The sequence below is a fragment of the Altericroceibacterium indicum genome (assembly GCF_009828105.1).
Lineage (GTDB): Bacteria > Pseudomonadota > Alphaproteobacteria > Sphingomonadales > Sphingomonadaceae > Altericroceibacterium > Altericroceibacterium indicum.
The window spans coordinates 19,653-37,414 of sequence record NZ_WTYQ01000004.1 but is presented as its reverse complement, the minus strand read 5'-3'; the positions used below and the strand labels follow the sequence as shown (position 1 = coordinate 37,414).

General features: G+C 55.8%; 14 protein-coding genes. 13 read left to right on the top strand and 1 reads right to left on the bottom strand.

Annotated elements, in window-relative coordinates; genetic code table 11:
- Positions 1-64 precede the first annotated feature (64 nt).
- The 12 genes from GRI39_RS11080 (at position 65) to GRI39_RS11025 (ending at position 14,504) form a co-directional block, all read left to right on the top strand.
- Positions 65-1,120, top strand: a complete 1,056-nt coding sequence (locus GRI39_RS11080) for an SIS domain-containing protein (protein ID WP_246205053.1) — start codon at positions 65-67, stop codon at positions 1,118-1,120.
- Complete coding sequence (gene nagA / locus GRI39_RS11075) at positions 1,117-2,280, top strand: N-acetylglucosamine-6-phosphate deacetylase (protein ID WP_160739801.1); 1,164 nt, start codon at positions 1,117-1,119, stop codon at positions 2,278-2,280. The genes GRI39_RS11080 and nagA overlap by 4 nt, the downstream gene beginning before the upstream one ends.
- Complete coding sequence (locus tag GRI39_RS11070; protein WP_160739800.1) at positions 2,277-3,341, top strand: beta-N-acetylglucosaminidase domain-containing protein; 1,065 nt, start codon at positions 2,277-2,279, stop codon at positions 3,339-3,341. The genes nagA and GRI39_RS11070 overlap by 4 nt, the downstream gene beginning before the upstream one ends.
- Positions 3,342-3,372: 31 nt before the next feature.
- Positions 3,373-5,091, top strand: coding sequence for a D-lactate dehydrogenase (gene dld, locus GRI39_RS11065; protein WP_160739799.1), 1,719 nt, complete (start codon positions 3,373-3,375; stop codon positions 5,089-5,091).
- Positions 5,088-5,951, top strand: a complete 864-nt coding sequence (locus GRI39_RS11060) for a glucosamine kinase nucleotide-binding domain-containing protein (RefSeq protein WP_160739798.1) — start codon at positions 5,088-5,090, stop codon at positions 5,949-5,951. Before dld ends, GRI39_RS11060 begins: the two co-directional genes overlap by 4 nt.
- A 409-nt stretch (positions 5,952-6,360) precedes the next feature.
- Complete coding sequence (locus tag GRI39_RS11055) at positions 6,361-8,754, top strand: TonB-dependent receptor (protein WP_211371568.1); 2,394 nt, start codon at positions 6,361-6,363, stop codon at positions 8,752-8,754.
- Positions 8,754-9,722 carry an MBL fold metallo-hydrolase gene (locus tag GRI39_RS11050; protein WP_246205052.1) on the top strand — a complete coding sequence of 323 codons (969 nt, stop codon included), beginning with the start codon at positions 8,754-8,756 and terminating at the stop codon, positions 9,720-9,722. Before GRI39_RS11055 ends, GRI39_RS11050 begins: the two co-directional genes overlap by 1 nt.
- A 2-nt stretch (positions 9,723-9,724) precedes the next feature.
- Positions 9,725-10,840, top strand: coding sequence for an FAD-dependent oxidoreductase (locus GRI39_RS11045; RefSeq protein WP_160739797.1), 1,116 nt, complete (start codon positions 9,725-9,727; stop codon positions 10,838-10,840).
- A 16-nt stretch (positions 10,841-10,856) separates the two neighbouring features.
- A complete protein-coding gene (locus GRI39_RS11040) occupies positions 10,857-11,759 on the top strand; it encodes a VOC family protein (protein ID WP_160739796.1) in 903 nt (300 codons plus the stop codon).
- Positions 11,760-11,764: 5 nt separating this feature from the next.
- The gene (locus GRI39_RS11035) at positions 11,765-12,922 is read left to right on the top strand and encodes an alpha/beta hydrolase family protein (protein WP_160739795.1); all 1,158 of its coding nucleotides are present in this window, start codon (positions 11,765-11,767) and stop codon (positions 12,920-12,922) included.
- A gap of 53 nt (positions 12,923-12,975) precedes the next feature.
- Complete coding sequence (locus GRI39_RS11030; protein WP_160739794.1) at positions 12,976-13,542, top strand: cupin domain-containing protein; 567 nt, start codon at positions 12,976-12,978, stop codon at positions 13,540-13,542.
- Positions 13,539-14,504, top strand: a complete 966-nt coding sequence (locus tag GRI39_RS11025; protein WP_160739793.1) for a fumarylacetoacetate hydrolase family protein — start codon at positions 13,539-13,541, stop codon at positions 14,502-14,504. Before GRI39_RS11030 ends, GRI39_RS11025 begins: the two co-directional genes overlap by 4 nt.
- Positions 14,505-14,591: 87 nt before the next feature.
- Here the strand turns inward: GRI39_RS11025 and GRI39_RS11020 are convergent, their stop codons facing one another.
- Complete coding sequence (locus tag GRI39_RS11020) at positions 14,592-16,544, bottom strand: glycoside hydrolase family 127 protein (protein ID WP_160739792.1); 1,953 nt, start codon at positions 16,542-16,544, stop codon at positions 14,592-14,594.
- A gap of 290 nt (positions 16,545-16,834) precedes the next feature.
- Here GRI39_RS11020 and GRI39_RS11015 point away from each other — a divergent pair, with 290 nt between their 5' ends.
- On the top strand, positions 16,835-17,737 hold the full coding sequence (locus tag GRI39_RS11015) for a LysR family transcriptional regulator (protein WP_160739791.1): 903 nt from the start codon (positions 16,835-16,837) through the stop codon (positions 17,735-17,737).
- The last annotated feature ends 25 nt before the right edge of the window (positions 17,738-17,762 follow it).

Below are 17,762 nucleotides of genomic sequence, written 5' to 3'. Positions count from 1 at the left end.
GCTAATTTAACAAAACCACTTTAATGCCACTTGTTCTAAAACAGCAAAATGGTATCTGTCCCCTATGACTGAAAACACCCCCCGCACTGAAACCCTGATGTCCAAGGAAGCGCATGAGGCCCCCACCCGCTGCGCTGAGCAACTGCGACTCAATTCCGATCTGGTCCGCGATGCAGGCGCACGCCTGCGCGAACTGGCACCGCCTTTCGCTGCGACATTGGCGCGTGGCAGCTCGGATCAGGCGGCGGCCTTTGGCAAGTTTCTGCTGGAAATCTACGGCCACACTCCCACCCTCAGCCATGCCCCCTCCACCGGTTCACTCTACCATGCGACCTCCCCAAACTTTCGCAATGTGCCACTGATCGCCATTTCCCAATCGGGCAAAAGCCCGGATCTTCTGGCTGCGGCTGAGGAAGCCGGCGCAAAAGGCGCGCTCATTATTGCCATCGTCAACGACGCCAATTCCCCATTGGCAGAGCTGGCCGACATCGTAATCCCGGTTTATGCTGGCCCGGAAAACAGCGTCGCGGCAACGAAGAGTTTTGTCTGCACATTGATAGCCTTGATGCATCTGGTGGCTGAATGGTCGCAGGATGGCGCTTTGCTTGCCGCACTAGGGCAAGTGGAAGAGGTCCTGACCAAGGCCGCCAATACCGATTGGACCGGCGTCACCGACATGCTGACCTCCGCCGGTGACATGTTCGTGCTCGGTCGCGGGCCGACTCTTGCCATTGCCGGGGAAGCCGCACTCAAACTCAAGGAAACCTGCGGTCTTCACGCAGAAGCCTTCAGCAGTGCGGAATTTGCCCATGGGCCGATGACACTCGTGGGGGAAGGCGATCCGGTGCTTGCCCTTGCCCCGCTGGATGAAGCCAGCACTGGCCTCAACGAAAGGCTGGAAGATTTCGCCGCACGCGGCGCCAAAGTGATCGCAGCCGGGCGCGCACAGGATGTCAGTTCTGCCGAATGCACCCTCCCCACAGCCACGGATTGCCATCCCGCGCTCGGAGCGATTGCCCAGATCCAGAGCTTTTATGCTTTGGCAAACGCCGTGTCCCTCGCGCGGGGGCACAATCCTGATAGCCCTCCCCATCTCAACAAGGTAACTCGCACCCTATGACACTTCAGGCTCTTTCAGGTGCGCAGATCGTTTTACCAGACGCCATTCTGGACGGTCAGGCGCTGCTTATCGATGGCGAGCCGGGCGATGTGCGTATCGTCGGCCTCGCACCGACTGGTAACATACCCACTGATTGCGAAGTGCAGGAGCTGGACGGCGGATGGCTGATGCCCGGCTTCATTGACGTGCAGGTCAATGGCGGTGGAGATGTCTTGTTCAATGATATGCCGAATGTTGAAGGCCTGAGACGGATTGCCGAAGCCCATCGCCGCTTTGGCACCACTGGCATCATGCCCACCCTCATCAGTGACTTCCCCGGCATTGTGGATGAAGCCATTGCGGCTGGTGAAGAGGCCTTACACCAGAAGGTGCCCGGCATATTGGGGGTGCATATTGAAGGCCCCCACCTCAATACTGCCAAGAAGGGCATTCATGATGACACGCGCTTTGCCACTGTCGATGCCGATGTCATCGCGCGCCTGTCTGTGCCCACGACCGGTCGGCGGATCATCACTCTCGCCCCGGAGCTCGCCCCGCAAGGTAGTGTAAAAGCGCTGACAGAAGCAGGAGTGCTGGTCTGCGCCGGGCATAGTATGGCCGATTATGATCAGTCTCGCGCAGCGCTCGAAGAAGGGCTGGCAGGCTTCACTCATCTGTTCAATGCGATGACGCAGTTTCTCAGCCGAGAGCCCGGCATGGTTGGCGCAGCACTGGAAGATCGCCGTACTCATTTCGGGATTATTGCTGACGGGCTGCATGTCCATCCAGCAGCCTTGCGCGTGGCGATCGCTGCGCGCGGGCTGGAAGGTGCCATGCTTGTCACCGATGCCATGCCGCCGGTAGGCGGGATGAAGGACCAATTCACATTGATGGGCACCGAAGTTCAGGTAATTGACGGCACATGCCGGGGGCCGGATGGCACTTTAGGCGGTTCAGCCCTGACCATGGCACAGGCCCTGCGCAATGCGATGGAGATGCTCGGCCATGACATTGTGGAAGCATCGCAAATGGCCAGCGGCAACCCTGCCAAATTCCTGAAGCTTGATGATGTGACCGGCGCGATTGCTCCGGGCCTTCGTGCTGATCTTGTCCATCTTGATAGCGAATATAAAGTCCGCACAACATGGATTGGTGGTGCGCGAAAGGACGATCCTGAATGATGCCGCCCCTTGGCCTTATAGAAGGGCGTTTTGGTCCATCATGGTCTGCGCAGGAACGCAGCTATGTGGTGCAGACATTGGCGGCTGCGGGCTATAGCTTCTACCATTACGGCCCCAAGGCAGACCGGTGTTTGCGACGCGATTGGCGGGTATCACACAGCGCGGAAGACAGCGCCTATCTGGAAACATTGTCCGGTGAATGCCGCCATGTCGGAATGCGTTTCGGCATGGCGCTGACCCCAGTGGACTCCACGCACCCCTTCGATGAGGCGGTGCGCAGCGATCTTTTGCGCAGGCTGGAAGATTTTGACCGGATCGGTGTAGACGATCTGGCAATCCTGTTCGATGACCTTCGCGGTGATATGCCCCAACTTGCCGAACGGCAGGCAGAGGTCGTGAATTTCTGCGCCCAGAACACACGTGCGACACAGATCTACACCTGCCCCACCTATTATTCCGATGATCCGGTGCTCGATCTCGTCTTTGCTGATCGACCAGAGGATTATCTGAGTGAACTGGGCCGCAGGCTCGATCCCGCAATCCAGGTCTATTGGACGGGGGAAGAAGTATGCTCGCGTGAAATTGGCCCCGCCCATCTCGAAAAGGTGGCCGGGCAATTGGGCCGCCCGGTGTGCCTGTGGGACAATTACCCGGTGAATGATGGCGCGCGCATGTCGCGTTTTCTGCACCTGAGGGCCTTCACCGGTCGCTCGGCCGCCATCTCAGAGCATGTTTCCGGCCATGCAATCAATCCGGCGATACAAGCGCATCTGGGTTGTGTGCCTGCCCTCACACTCCCCATGGTCTATGAGCAGGGCGAGCGGTACGCTTATGGCGCGGCCTTCCGCAGGGCGGCCCATGCGCTGCTAGGGGAAGAATTCGCAGAACTTCTGGCGCAGGATATTCTGGCCTTCCAGGATGTCGGCTTTGAACGGCTGGGGGAACGTGCTGACCGTTTACGGGCGCGCTATAAAAATATCGACCATCCCGCGGCTCGTGAAATCCTCCAATGGCTTGATGGCCAGAGCCTGATGACGGATAATGAAGTCCAGACTCAGTGATGTTTCTGTACACAGCACAAAGGGCGCAATAATGGCAGAGCGGGCAAGCCAACTGATCGCTCAATTGCGCAGCATCGTGGGCAGGCGGCATGTGCTGACATCCGCTGCCAGCACAGCACGCTACCGCAAAGGCTATCGCACGGGCGATGGGCCTGCTGTTGCCGTGGTGCGCCCTGGTAGTCTTGTCGATATGTGGCGTGCGGCACAGGCCTGTGTTGCAGCGGATATGTCGATCATCCTGCAAGCCTCCAACACTGGCCTGACCGGCGGTTCCACGCCCGATGGTGCAGACTATCCCGGCGGGTTGGTGATCATCAGCACGACCCGGCTGGAAAAATTGCAAGTCATTCAGGGTGGAGAGCAGGTGGTCTGCCTACCCGGGACCACACTCTATAGCCTCGAACGGGCCTTGCGCCCCTATGGCCGTGAACCCCATTCGGTGATCGGATCATCCTGCCTCGGCGCATCAGTGGTGGGCGGTGTTTGCAACAATTCGGGCGGATCGCTCATCCGGCGCGGGCCAGCCTATACGCAGCTCGCCCTGTTTGCGCAGGTGCAGAATGATGGGACGCTGCGGCTGGTGAACCACCTTGGTATTGCGCTGGGGGATGATCCTGAAACGATGCTGGTCCGGCTCGAAAAGGGCGATTTTTCCCCGCAGGATATCAACCCCGCTGCTGATAGCTGGGCACATGACCATAGCTATGCTGAGCATGTTCGCGATATTGAAAGCGCTACACCCGCGCGCTTCAACGCCGATCCACGCTGCCTGTTCGAAGCCGCAGGCAGTGCGGGCAAGCTGATTGTCTTTGCTGTCCGGCTCGACACATTCCCGGCAGAAGCGGACACGACCACCTTCTATATCGGCACATCGCAGCCTGACCGGCTGACCGAATTACGCCGCTCCATCCTGCGTGATTTCGATGAACTGCCCATTGCCGGCGAATATATGCATCGCACCTGCTTTGACGTGGCAGACACTTATGGCCGGGACATGTTCTTTGCGATTGAAAGGCTCGGTACAGACCGGCTGCCTGCGCTCTTTGCCGCCAAGGCCCGGTTTGATGCCATGGCAGAACGCATCCCCTTCACCACTGCCGCTTTGAGCGACCGGATCATGCAATGGTCCAGCCGCCTGATCCCCGACCATCTGCCACCTTCGATGCGGCGCTATCGGGATCGGTTTGAGCATCATCTGATCCTCAAAGTACCGGCCCATATGGCCAATGCCACACGCGCCTTGCTGGACCAGATTGTCCCGCAAAGCACCGATAGCGGCTATTTTGAATGCACACCCAAGGAAGCCGCCAAGGCCTTCCTCCATCGCTTTGTCGCAGCCGGAGCCGCCATCCGCTATCGCGCTGTTCATGCAGATAGCGTGGAAGACATTGTTGCGCTGGACGTCGCCCTGCCGCGCAACAATCGCGAATGGGTGGAACAATTGCCGCCCGAGCTTGAAGAAGCGACCATCCACCGGCTCTATTACGGCCACTTTTTCTGTCAGGTGTTCCATCAGGATTATATCGTGAAAAAGGGTGTGGACCCGATCGCGTTTGAACATGCCTTGTGGGATTTGCTCGATCAGCGCGATGCACAATATCCGGCCGAACATAATGTCGGCCATCTTTATGTGGCCCGTCCCGAGCTTGAAAAATTCTATCGCCATATTGACCCTCGCAATCAGTTAAACCCCGGCATCGGACAGACCTCGCGGCAGCGTGGCTGGGCAGATGGAGAATCTCGCGCATGACCTATTACCTTGGGATAGACGCTGGTGGCAGTAATTGCCGCGCCCGGCTGATAGATGCAGAAGGGGCCATTATCGGCACGGGCAAATCCGGTTCTGCCAATGCCGGGATCGGTGTCGAAGCTCTCTATGAAACGCTGAGCAACACTGTCGATCAGGCGATTGCCGAAGCCGGGCTGTCGATCGTGCAACGCGCGCAAATTCGCGCAGGCATGGGGATTGCCGGAAGCACGAGACCCGGCATGGCCGAGGCATTAGCGCAGCTCGATTTCGGCTTTGCCTCAGTCCATTATGCCACGGATGCACAGGTTGCGAACCTCGGTGCTCATGGCGGGAAGGATGGCGCAATCCTCATCATCGGCACCGGCAGCGCGGCGCAATTGCGTGTAAATGGCGAAGATTTTACGATCGGCGGTTATGGCTTCCCCATTTCGGACGAAGGCAGCGGCGCAGCCTTGGGCCTCAGTGCCATGCGCCATGCACTGCGGGCACTGGACGGCCGTACGCGCACCACGAAACTCAGCCTCGCCGTGGCAGAACGGTTCAATCATGATACTGCGCAGGCGATTGCCTGGATGGATCACGCCACGCCGCGCGACTATGGTTCTTTTGCGCCAGTGGTCATGGATTACGCCGAAGCAGATGATGAAATCGCCCGCTCGATCGTGGAACATGCCGCGGGTCATATCGAACGCTTTATAGAGACTATCTTCGAACGCGGTGCCACCCGCTGCACATTGGTCGGCGGCCTCGCCCCTAGAATGAGCCAATGGCTGCGTTCGCGCACAGTCCAATTGCTGAGTGATCCTATCGGGGACCCGCTTGATGGGGCGCTTTATCTGGCAGGCTTCCGCAAGAGATAAGGAGCAAACAGCTTCGGGCTTGCGCGAAATGCAAAATGGGCGCGCCTTTCAGCAAGCTGGATTTTAATTTCCCCTATGCCTGACATGATCTGACCCAGCCAGCCAGAACAGGCGCTTCTATGAGGCCGGGGCAAGTCCTGCTCCTCCGCGCAATCTGGACCTTGCGCGTAATCTTCTTGGATATGCGCTTATCGTAGGTTGAGTAGCATGGGTACGCTCCACCTTACGGGTAGCAGGGCATTCGGTCATCCGCAGGTCGAATGACGCCAATAGGCTTGACCAAAACCACTAAAGTCTATCCATCATATTTATTGATGAAAAACTATCGATAGTAATAGTTAGACTAATACCTCTACTCATGACACTCATCCCACCAAGGCTCAAAAAGGGGCTGTTGGGAGATATGGATATGAGGCGTTCACCCCTGATGCTTGGCACAGCCATAGCATTGCTTTTACCCGTAACCGTGGCTGCACAAACCGATACTGGTGACAGCACGCAAACTGAAGCGACCAGCACTAATGCAGGCTTGGCTGAAATTGTCGTGACCGCTCAGAGACGGGAAGAATCAGCGCAAAGGGCAGGCGTAGCAATCGACGTCGTGGGCGGGAATAGCCTCGTCGATGCGGGCATCAGCCAACCGTCAGATCTGGGTCAGATCGTTCCGGCACTCAATGTTCAGGAAGCAGGCGGCGCGAATAAGACATTCTTCCTGCGGGGTGTCGGCAATTTCACGGTAAACGGCTATTCCGATCCAGCAATCGCAGTCAATTATGACGGGGTTTATATTGCCCGACCGACCTCAACGTCAGGTCTGTTTTACGATCTGGAGCGAATTGAAGTTCTCAAAGGTCCGCAAGGCACTTTGTATGGTCGCAATGCAACCGCTGGTGCGATCAACATTATTCCAGCAAAGCCTAAAATCGGTGAAAATTCCGGTTCCGCCACGCTGAGCTATGGCAATTACAATGCCCTCAATGCCCAGGCATCACTCAATCTTGGTCTGTCAGACAATGCCGCATTTCGCATCGCAGGTAACGTCATTGATCGCGACGGCTATTTGAGTGACGGCACCAATGATGAGAAGATGCAGGCAGTACGTGCGCAACTGCTGTTTCAGCCAACTCCTGAATTGAATGTGCGTTTTGCAGGTGATTATTCCCACGTCGGCGGAGCCGGATCGGGATCGTCTTACGCTGGCCAATATGCGCTGGATTTCAGTACAGGTGCTTACAATTTCGTACCATCCGGCCTTGATTTGAAGACCGGCCTGTTTGACCCCGCTTCACAAGAATATCGCAAGACGATTTTCCTCGGCCTGTCCGGCCGCAATGCGGACGTGTTGGACGATGATATCTATCAGGATAATGATTCTTACGGCCTCAATGCAGAGGTTAATCTGGAAACAGGGATCGGCACTTTCACGGTCATTCCGGCATGGCGTAAAACCAAACTGGACTACAAGTTCGGCACACCGGCCTTCATTGGCTGGATCCAGGAGGAAGACGAGCAATTCAGCCTTGAAGCACGCTTAAATGGCAATCCTGTCGGAATGTTCGACTACATTCTGGGCGCATTCTATTTCGATGAAACCAATGACGGCAATTACACATTCGCTCAGCAAGCCCTGAATACCTATCAGGAATTTAACGCCAAAACGAAAAGCTGGGCCGTTTTCGGAAGGTTGACAGCCAACCTCACCGACCGTTTCCGTCTGATTGGTGGCCTGCGCTATACGAAGGACCGCAAGAGCTTCGACGGTGTGGCTGATGTTGTGCTCGACATCTGCACGCAAAGAAATGCCTATGGCGTGCCCAACTGCCCCGATGTTCCATTGCTTCCCGTAACCGACAGCCTGGATGAACTACAGGCCCCTTTCATCGTGCCCCCAGTCGGTCAGGCACGGCCAATTGGCACCACAGGCGCAATCCTGTCACGCGTGCAAACTAGAGTAGACTCATCGCTCAAGGCAGGCGAAGTAACCTGGCGGTTGGCGGCAGAATATGATCTGGCGGCCCGTTCACTCCTCTATGCCAGTGTCGAACGCGGCTATCGTTCCGGTGGTTTTTCACTGGCGGCAGGATATGAAACCTTCGCTCCGGAATATATCACGGCTTACACAATTGGCGTTAAGAACCGCCTGCTGAACAATCGCCTTCAGCTCAATGTTGAAGCCTTTTGGTGGGATTATAAGGATCAGCAAATTGGCAGAATCGGGATTGATGCCAATGGCAATCAAGGCCAGTTCAGCCAGAATGTCGGCCAGTCCTCAATCAAAGGTGTGGAGGCAGGGGCGCAGTTCCAGCCGACCCAGAACACGCTGCTGGCCGCCAATGTTCAATATGTGGACAGCAAATATGATAGCTTCGTCTATACGGAGCCTGTCGGCCAGACACCCCCGCTCAATGGCTGTGCGAACAGCATCGCCAATGGCACTGTCACCGTAGATTGCTCCGGCTTCCCTGCCTTCAATGCTCCCAAATGGACGATCAATCTTAGCGCTCAGCACACATTCGCTATCGGCAGCCTGATGATGACGCCGAGTGTCGACACGCAATTCCGTTCCAAGCGCTATGTTCAGGCCGAATTCCTGCCCGAGCAACTGGCTGGCAGCTATTGGCAGAGCAATGCGCAACTGGCTTTCAGCCGTGATAATGCCAAGTGGGAGCTGGCAGCCTACGTTCGCAATATTGAAGGCAACCGGCAGGTTGGCAATGCGCCGATCTATGGTCTTGGTTCAAGCCTGCAATATGTGTCCTCCGCTCCTCGCACCTATGGCGTGCGGGCATCGGTGAAATTCTGATGCTGAAAGCGTTAATGTCACCACTTCTGGTTCTGGCTGCTGCGGCAGGGTCATTGCCTGCCCAGGCACAAGACAATGATGCCTCTTGGGTGACATTAGGAACACGTGGAGGACCGCTCGCCATTGGCGAGCGGTCCCAGCCAGCCAATGCCCTGTTGTATGAAGGAGCAACCTATCTCGTCGATGCGGGCGATGGAACGGTAGAGCAAATGGCCAAAGCAGATATACCGCTGGCCTCGATACATGCCGTGTTCCTCAGCCATCTCCACTTCGATCACACAGGCGGGCTGCCCGCGCTGCTTGGTTTACGCTGGCAGACCAACATCTTCTCCCCCCTCACCATTTATGGTCCTCCTGGAACAGCGGAAACAGTGCAGGGAATATGGGCTTACATGGGGCCGGCAACGCGCTCCGCCTTTGGCCAACCCGGGGTGAAATCCATGCCCGCTGATACGGGTATCACCGTGGTAGAGTTAAGCGACGAAGCCGAACTGATGGTGGATGACATCAAAGTTCAAGCCCGCAAGAACACGCATTACAGCTTTGCTCCGGGGAGTCCTGAGGATCAGGCCTATCAATCGCTGGCTTTCCGGTTTGACACCCCTGAGCGCTCAATCACCTACACTGGCGATACTGGTCCCAGCAAAGCTGTTGAAGAACTCGCCAAGGGGACAGATCTGCTGGTGGCAGAAATGATGGACGTCGATCGCACGATCTCCGACGTTCGCAAGAACGCCCCCAACCCCAACCCGCAAATGCTGGCGGGTCTGGAAGCCCACTTGCGCGCCCATCATCTGACACCTTCTGACGTTGGTACCATGGCCGCTGCGGCCAATGCCAAACGATTGGTTATAACCCATTTCGTCGCACCGGCGGCGGATGGCCGGGATATGATGGGCTATCTCGAAGAAATCGGTGAAAATTACACTCACCCCACAGTCATCGCTACCGATCTAAGCAGGTATTGAGCATGAAAAAACTGAACATTTTAATAGTCGGCGGCGGCATTGGCGGGTTGACCTCCGCCATCGCCTTGCGCCGTGATGACCATCAGGTGACGGTTATAGAGAAAGACCCTGAATGGTCCGTCTATGGCGTCGGCATCATCCAGCAAGGCAATGTGTTGCGCGCCATGGCACAGCTCGATTTGCTGGACGATTACATCAGCTCTGCCAAAGGCTTCGACTTTGTGGCTGTTCACGCCCCAGATGGGACACAGGTTGCAAAAGTGCCCTCGCCCCGTTTGGTGCCGGGATATCCGGCCAATGTCGGCATCTCTCGTCCGGCTTTGCATAAGCTGCTCGGCGAACGCACTATCGAAAGTGGCGCCGAGATCCGGCTGGGTGTGACATTCACCGAATTGGAGGATCTGGGAGATTGCGTCCGCGTGGTCTTCTCGGATGGCCGAGAAGAAACCTATGATCTCGTGATCGGGGCAGATGGGGTCTATTCCCAGACCCGCGAATGGCTTTTCCCAGATGCACCCGGCCCTGAATATACCGGCCAGGCAGTATGGCGATACAATCTGCCCTGCCCTCCAGATCTGGATGCTTTGCACGCCTACAACGGCCCAACGGGTATTGGGCTTGTCCCGATGGCCGATGACCTGATGTATATGTTTGTGACAACACCAGAACCAGACAAGCCGTGGTATGAAACCAAAGGCCTTGCCAAAACGATGCGGGACAAGCTTGCGCATTGCGCTCCGCAAATCCGTGAACTCGCCGAAAATATCACCGATGATGAAGGGGTCGTTTATCGGCCACTCGAAGGTATGATGCTGGAAGGGCCATGGCATCGCGGACGGGTGACGCTGCTGGGCGATGCCATCCACGCAACAACCCCTCATCTGGGGCAGGGTGCCGGAATGGCGATCGAAGATTCTATCGTGCTGGCAAAAGAACTCGCCAAGGCTGACACCATCGAAGACGCACTGAGCGCCTATCGCGAACGTCGCTTCGAGAGATGCAAATATATCGTCGATAGTTCGCTGGCCATTTGCTTTGGGCAATTGGGCAAAGGACCGGCTGTCGATAACGCTCGCGCGACCGCCGAAATGTTTGAAAAAACTGCAGAACCTATTTGAAATGGAAGGTACTAAAATGAGCCGCGTTACTGAAATACGCTATGTCGGTTACGGGGTGGAAGACTTCGAAACTGAGCGCAAATTTTACCAGGATGATTGGGGACTTGTTGAGGTAGAGGCAAATGCCGACACTGCATGGCTGAAGACACATGGACATGATGAACATCATGTCGTTCGCTTGCACAAGAACGACACCAATTGCGTAGAAGTTATCGCCCTCGCCGCCGACAGCCAGGCCGATGTTGACGCTCTTTTTGCCAAGGTGAGCGAAGCTGGCTGCAAGATCATTCACGGACCACGTGAAATCGATAGCCCCGGCGGCGGTTATGCTTTTCGTTTCTTCTCTCCCGATGGTTTACCCTTTGAAGTATCCAGCGGCGTAAAGCGCCTCGACAAGCGCGCTATGGAACGCTGGGAAGGCACACCGGTGAAGATCAGCCATATCGTGCTGCATTCCCCAGACCATCATGCGGCCGTGAAATTCTTCACCGATGTTCTGGGCTTTCGCGTTTCAGACTGGCTGGGTGATTTCATGTGCTTCCTGCGTTGCAATTCAGCGCATCACCGCATTGCCATCCTGCCCGGACCGCCATGCCTCAATCATGTGGCCTATGATGTCATGAGCATCGACGATATGATGCGCGGGATTAATCGCCTGCGCAAACGCGGCACGGATATTCGCTGGGGCCCAGGTCGGCACACTGCCGGTAACAACACATTCAGCTATTTCTGCACCCCCGGTGGCTTCGCAGTGGAATATACTTCCGAGCTGGAAGAAGTCGATTTTGAAAATCATGAAGGCAAGGTTCATGAACCCAGTCCGATGGTCATGGATCAGTGGGGGATCGGAACAGGTGGCCCGCAAACCATGCCAAAGCCCCACCCCGACCCCCGTCTTTTCCAACCGGCTAAGGTATAATTCTCATGGCGCTGTTTTCTTATTTTCCCAATTATATCTGGAACCTCTCCGTCGCGATTGCGATGGAAAGCGGAGGCCGGATCGGCGAAATCGTCGATATGTGCCAACCTATCAAAGATGCCGCCGATAGCGGCGCGGATACGGGCACACCGCAGTTCATGGCACAATGGGCCAAGATGGGCCACAAGCTGCTTGAACTGGCGGCTGAAGACGAAGCCAAAGGCCGCGCTTTCTCTGCTTCCAATAAGCTGGAACGTGCATCCCTCTATCTCCTGGTGGCTGAGCGGATGCAGGCCCATGGGTCTGACGGGCGCAAAGAAACCTACGCCCAGGCACGCGAAGCTTTCGATCGCTCAACCAGTCTCGGCAAAATCAATCGCAAGCGTGTCGAAATTCCGCTGACCCATGGCACCATGAGCGCACTTTTTTCTCAAGGGATCGGCGATGGAGACCGGCCTTGTGTCGTGTTCTGCAATGGTCTCGATAGCTGCAAAGAAATGCTCTACTGGACCAAATTGCCGGAAGAACTGGCCCGGCGCGGGATCTCCACTCTGTGCGTCGATCAGCCCGGGACAGGTGAAGCTTTGCGGCTTCAGAATTTGCCGGTCGATCCCCATTCAGAAAACTGGGCTTCAAAAGCGGTCGACTGGCTGGAAACGCAGAACGGTGTTGATAGCAAGCGCATCGGCATGACCGGCATTTCACTAGGTGGGCATTTTGCTCCTCGCGCAGTGGCTTATGAACCGCGATTTGCCAGTGGCGCGGTATGGGGTGCCAACCACAATTGGCGTGAAGTGCAAGACAAGCGCATCGCGCGCGAAGGTGAAAACCCTGTCCCCCATTATTGGGAGCATGTTTTCTGGACCTTTGGTGCAAAAGACATGGAAGACTTCCTTGAGAAGTCGAATGACATGAACCTCAACGGCCACATGGGCAGCATCAAAGTGCCCTTCCTCGTTACACATGGTGCCCATGATCGCCAGATCAGCGTCGGCTATGCCGATGATCTTTACGATCAACTGGTCAATTCTCCCAAGCGTGAGAAATTCATCTTCACCGAGCGTGAAGGCGGCGTGGAACACGTCGGCGCAGACAATATGTCTTATGCCCGTGATCTTCTTGCAGATTGGTTCGCAGAAACACTGGGCGGTGCAACAGCCTGACCGGAACGATATCTGCCCAATTTATCTCAGAGCTATAAGCAAGGACACTGAGCATGACCATAAAGCCAATCAGGCGCATTGTTACCGGGCACGACCTTCAAGGTCGTGCCATTATCCAGGAAGATGGCCCGGCTCCACGGATGCAGCGTATCGGTGGAGAAACAGGGCCGATGTTCCACGAAATCTGGAATACTAGGGCAACGCCTTGCCCGATTGATGCAGCCTCAGGCGAGCCTGAGGAAGAGGGTATCCGCCTTGCACCGCCCACCAACGGCACCCGGATTCGTATTCTCGATATCCCGCCGGATGCACCATCGCTGGCTAATCAAAGCGTTGAAGAAGCCCGTGCGCATTTTGCTGAAGTTGGCGCTGCGGATGCCTCGTCCTTTGGTGAAGGCGCGCGCCATGCCCATATGCATCGCACAGAAACCATCGATTACGGGATTGTCCTTGAAGGGGAGCTTGTCCTGATTGTCGATGAAGGCGAAACTGTCGTTCGGGCTGGAGATATCGTAGTTCAAAGAGGCACCAATCACGGCTGGGCCAACCGCACAGATCGCAATTGCCGCATTGCCTTCATCCTGATCGATGGCAAATTTGATGAGAGCCTGGCAAAATGAAGCTTGCAACCCGTGCCAATGGAACGGCTGATGGCGAGTTGGTCGCTATCTCAGAGGATGGCGAGCGCTGCTTGCCAGTTGGGTCTCGCTGGCCCAATCTGCTCGCCGCCATCGAAGATTGGCCTAATGCCGAAGCTGAATGCCGCGCAGCGGCTGAGCGTCTGGCAAGCGGCGCTGGCGACGCAATCGATCCAACAGATATGCGCGCGCCCTTGCCGCGCTCCTGGCAATGGCTGGATGGCTCGGCTTTCGACACACATGCACGCCTGATGCAGGTGGCATTTGACACCAAGCCAATCGCCCATGACAAGCCCCTGATGTACCAGGGAATGTCAGACCGGTTCTACGGGCCTCTGGAAGAGGTTCCATTTGTGACACAAGCAAATGGCATCGATTTTGAAGGTGAATTTGGCGTCATTGTCGACACTGTGCCCATGGGCACTTCCGCAGAAGATGCCATGGCGCATATCAAGCTCATTGTGCAGATCAATGATTGGTCTTTGCGTGCTCTGGCTGTGCCTGAAATGAACACCGGCTTTGGCTGGGTTCAGGCCAAACCTGCTTGCTCAATGGCACCCTTCTGCGTGACACCTGATGAACTTGGCGATGCCTGGCAAGATGGCCGCGTATGCCTCGATCTGTTGATTGATCGCAATGGTGAGCGTGTTGGTGCTGCGAATGGCCGGGAAATGAGCGTCGGCTTTCATGAGCTCGTCGCCCATGCGGCAGCAACCAGAGAGCTTGTGGCCGGCACCATCATCGGTTCAGGCACGGTTGCCAATGAAGCCTATGCCAAGGTTGGTTCAAGCTGTATCTCTGAGCGTCGTGCGATCGAAATGATCGAGGAGGGTGCACCGCAAACACCCTTCCTGCAATTTGGTGAGCATATCCGGATGAGCGCCATCACCTCAGACGGCACCATGCCTTTTGGCGTGATCGAACAGAAAGTCGTTCAGGCCTAAAGCCTCTGATAGGTCCAGTTCCTGTTCCCCCATCGGCACACTCTTTGCCGATGGGGGAACAAGGTGATCTGCAACAACGAACGGAATTCAAGTGACAGTCGCGCCAACCTGCCAATAGGTCGCATAACGTTCATGCGCGATTGTGTGATAAGGGATCAGGCGAAGAGCTGTCCCATCGCTTGCAGGAATAGTGAATTCCAGCGGACGCTCAGTAAGACGCACGGCGCTTGAAAGCTCATCCGTCTCGCCAGCCAGCATCGGTGCAGTGAATGGCGTATTGTTATATTCGCCATATTTGCGCTCATTCACGATTATGTCAGTGCCCGGCTGCAAGCCATCGCTGCCCAATGCGCCAGCCAGAACCAATGGACCATAAGTGAAGGCAATGATGTCTGGCGCAGCCGGTGCGCTGCTGACGCTCACTTCCATTGCCAGTTGCAAGTCGACCTGATCACCATCGCGCCAGTTGCGCGCCAGTTCAACATATGTCCCCGGCATGTCTGAACGGGCCGCCTCCACACCGTTGACCAATACAATCGCCCTGTCGCTCCAATGCGGGTGCCGCAGCTTCAGACTAGCATGAAACGGCTTTTTTGAAGCCCAACGCAGTGTTGTTGTGGGAGACTGCGGGAAGCTGGTCACTTGGGTGATGGTTGCCCCCTTGCCCTTCCATTCAACCGATGAAGGCACGAACAGGTTCACATAGAGCGCATCATCATCGTGGAAATAGATCGTGTCCCGATATTTGACATGGTTCTCCATCCCCGTGCCAGTGCAGCACCAGAAGGAATCTTCAGGCGTGTGATAAAGCTTCATATAGCCGGGTCTTGCGCCCTGAAAATATGTTGCCATCCCACTATCCGGATCTTGCGATGCAAGGATACCATTATAGAGCGTGCGCTCGTAATAATCCATATAGGCAGCCTGTGGGTCATGCTGAAACAGGCCTCGCGTCAGCTTCAGCATATTGTGCTGGCAGCATGTTTCCGAGCCTTTTGCTGAAAAGACATGATCCGCAAAATCAGCCATCGGGAAGAAGTGCTCATTATCGCCATGCCCGCCTGTAGCAAAGGAGCGGGTCAGCGCCACCGTCCGCCAGAAAAACAGGGAAGCGTCCCGATATTCCGGCTTGCCAGTCATCTCCCAAACGCGATGATAACCTATGATCTTCGGCAATTGCGTGTTCGCATGGAGACCATCAAGATAATCATGGCCTTGCGCCAGCGGTTTCATGATCGCTTTCTGCGCGAAACGTTCAGCCACTGTTTTATAGTCTGCATTGCCGGTCATATCATAGAGATCGGCAAAGACTTCACTCATGCCGCCATGCTCAGTCTCCAACATGGTTTCAAACTGCGCATCGCTCAAAGGGCGCGTGGCGACCACGGCCCAATCAGCAAACCGCAGCAACACAGCACGGGCCATAGCGCTGTCCGTCAGCAATGCCCCATCGCGAAGCCCGGCAAAAATCTTGTGTAACGTGTACCATGGCACCCCTGTGATCGGCTCACCACGCAGATGCCTTGCGACTAAGGCAGGCCCATCCGGAAAGGCGCACACTAGGCCGCTATTGGCGCCCTTCTGACATGCCGCCAGTTCGCTGGCGATATAGTCAATTCGCTTCCGATATTCATTTTTGCCAGTCGAACGGTAGGCCAGCGCGCAAGCAGACAGATAATGGCCCAGTGTGTGGCCGTGGCAGTTGATATCAGCCCATGTTGCTTCGGACTCCCAGCCCCCATAGACAGGTGCCTTGGGTGTCAACCCGGCATTCACGCGGAAATTATGCAACATGCGATCAGGTTGCAGGGATAAGAGATAGGCTTCAGTCTTGTTTTGAGCATGCAGGAATGGACTGTCATGCAAGGTCACATCAGCAAGGTCGAACGGCTGCAACTTGGGCTCGTTCTGCGTGGCAGAAGCGGCTTGTGCCTGGGATGGCCAAGTTGCCGAAAACAGCGGACCAGCAATTAACGCCCCCTTCCCCGAGCTCACCAAAAATTCTCTGCGGGATGCACCTGTGAAATATCGCTTAGCCATCTCAATCCTCAAACCAGATCATTATATTTTGTATGAGTTAATATAGCACGTGAAACAGGGCACATCCAGTTTCTGCGCTCACTTGACGCTTTTTTCCCGGAGCCATTCATCTCATCACGCGCCTACCCGTCACGATGACTTGCCTTCTGTTTCTGATATTGGCGAAGTAGACTGAGATCAGCCGAGCGGATGGCCCCTTCTCAGCTTGGTGGGATGCCCCCATCCCCTGAATAATTGCAGATACCAATTTTTTTATTTCGGTCCGTTATCATGAATGATATCGATCATTTATGCGGCTCGACAATTTTGATCTCAACTTGCTCGTCGCGTTCGATGTGCTCATGCAGGAACAAAGCGTCACGAAAGCAGCCAACAGGCTGAACGTCACGCAATCGGCGATGAGCGCTTCACTGAAACGGCTCCGTGAGAGCTTTCAGGACGACATTCTGGCACAGCACGGCAAGAAGCTGTTACCCACCCCTTTCGCGATGGCATTACAGCCTGAGATTGCGGAAAAGATATTTCAACTTCGCGTATTAATCGCGCGGCAGGGCCGCTTCGATCCCCAGCATTCCGAACGGCATTTCCGGATTGCAGCATCCGATTATATCACGACGGTACTGCTTGCCCCGCTGGTGAATGCACTTGGCCAGGAAGCGCCGGGTATTGCATTCACCTTCGAGCTTCCCGGCCCAACATCTCAAGTCTCGCTGGCGAATGGAGAGCTGGACCTGCTGCTGACGCCTGAGATGTTCGTCCACCCGGATCATCCTTGCGAGCTGGTTCTCGAGGAACAACACGTGACGGTCGGCTGGACCGGGAACCCCCTCCTCACTGCGCCAATATCTCGAAAGGACTTCACGGATGCGGGACATGTGGGCGTCAGTGTTGGACGCAAGTTCACATTTGCAGAGGAATGGTTCAAAAGTCAGGGCATAGAACGGCGCATAGAAGTACGGGCACCGTCATTCATCCAGGCCCCGTTCCTCGTGCCGGGCACCATGCGCTTTTGTGTGATGCACGAAAGTCTGGCGCGGCTAATGGCAGAACGTTTGCCACTGCGAATTCTGGGGATTCCCTTCCCTATTCCGCCCATGCGCGAGATGATGCAGTTCCACGCCACGCGTGAGGCTGACCCCGGCCTGTTGTGGCTCCGTAAACGGATCACACAGGCAGCCTCATCGCAAAAATAGGCTGCTTCCGCTACAGAATGGCGCT

Coding starts and splice junctions, on each gene's coding strand:
- GRI39_RS11030 (WP_160739794.1), top strand. CDS start 12,976: ATGACCATAAAGCCAATCAGGCGCATTGTTACCGGGCACGACCTTCAA.
- GRI39_RS11035 (WP_160739795.1), top strand. CDS start 11,765: ATGGCGCTGTTTTCTTATTTTCCCAATTATATCTGGAACCTCTCCGTC.
- GRI39_RS11070 (WP_160739800.1), top strand. CDS start 2,277: ATGATGCCGCCCCTTGGCCTTATAGAAGGGCGTTTTGGTCCATCATGG.
- GRI39_RS11080 (WP_246205053.1), top strand. CDS start 65: ATGACTGAAAACACCCCCCGCACTGAAACCCTGATGTCCAAGGAAGCG.
- GRI39_RS11025 (WP_160739793.1), top strand. CDS start 13,539: ATGAAGCTTGCAACCCGTGCCAATGGAACGGCTGATGGCGAGTTGGTC.
- GRI39_RS11055 (WP_211371568.1), top strand. CDS start 6,361: ATGAGGCGTTCACCCCTGATGCTTGGCACAGCCATAGCATTGCTTTTA.
- nagA (WP_160739801.1), top strand. CDS start 1,117: ATGACACTTCAGGCTCTTTCAGGTGCGCAGATCGTTTTACCAGACGCC.
- GRI39_RS11045 (WP_160739797.1), top strand. CDS start 9,725: ATGAAAAAACTGAACATTTTAATAGTCGGCGGCGGCATTGGCGGGTTG.
- dld (WP_160739799.1), top strand. CDS start 3,373: ATGGCAGAGCGGGCAAGCCAACTGATCGCTCAATTGCGCAGCATCGTG.
- GRI39_RS11020 (WP_160739792.1), bottom strand. CDS start 16,544: ATGGCTAAGCGATATTTCACAGGTGCATCCCGCAGAGAATTTTTGGTG.
- GRI39_RS11050 (WP_246205052.1), top strand. CDS start 8,754: ATGCTGAAAGCGTTAATGTCACCACTTCTGGTTCTGGCTGCTGCGGCA.
- GRI39_RS11040 (WP_160739796.1), top strand. CDS start 10,857: ATGAGCCGCGTTACTGAAATACGCTATGTCGGTTACGGGGTGGAAGAC.
- GRI39_RS11015 (WP_160739791.1), top strand. CDS start 16,835: ATGCGGCTCGACAATTTTGATCTCAACTTGCTCGTCGCGTTCGATGTG.
- GRI39_RS11060 (WP_160739798.1), top strand. CDS start 5,088: ATGACCTATTACCTTGGGATAGACGCTGGTGGCAGTAATTGCCGCGCC.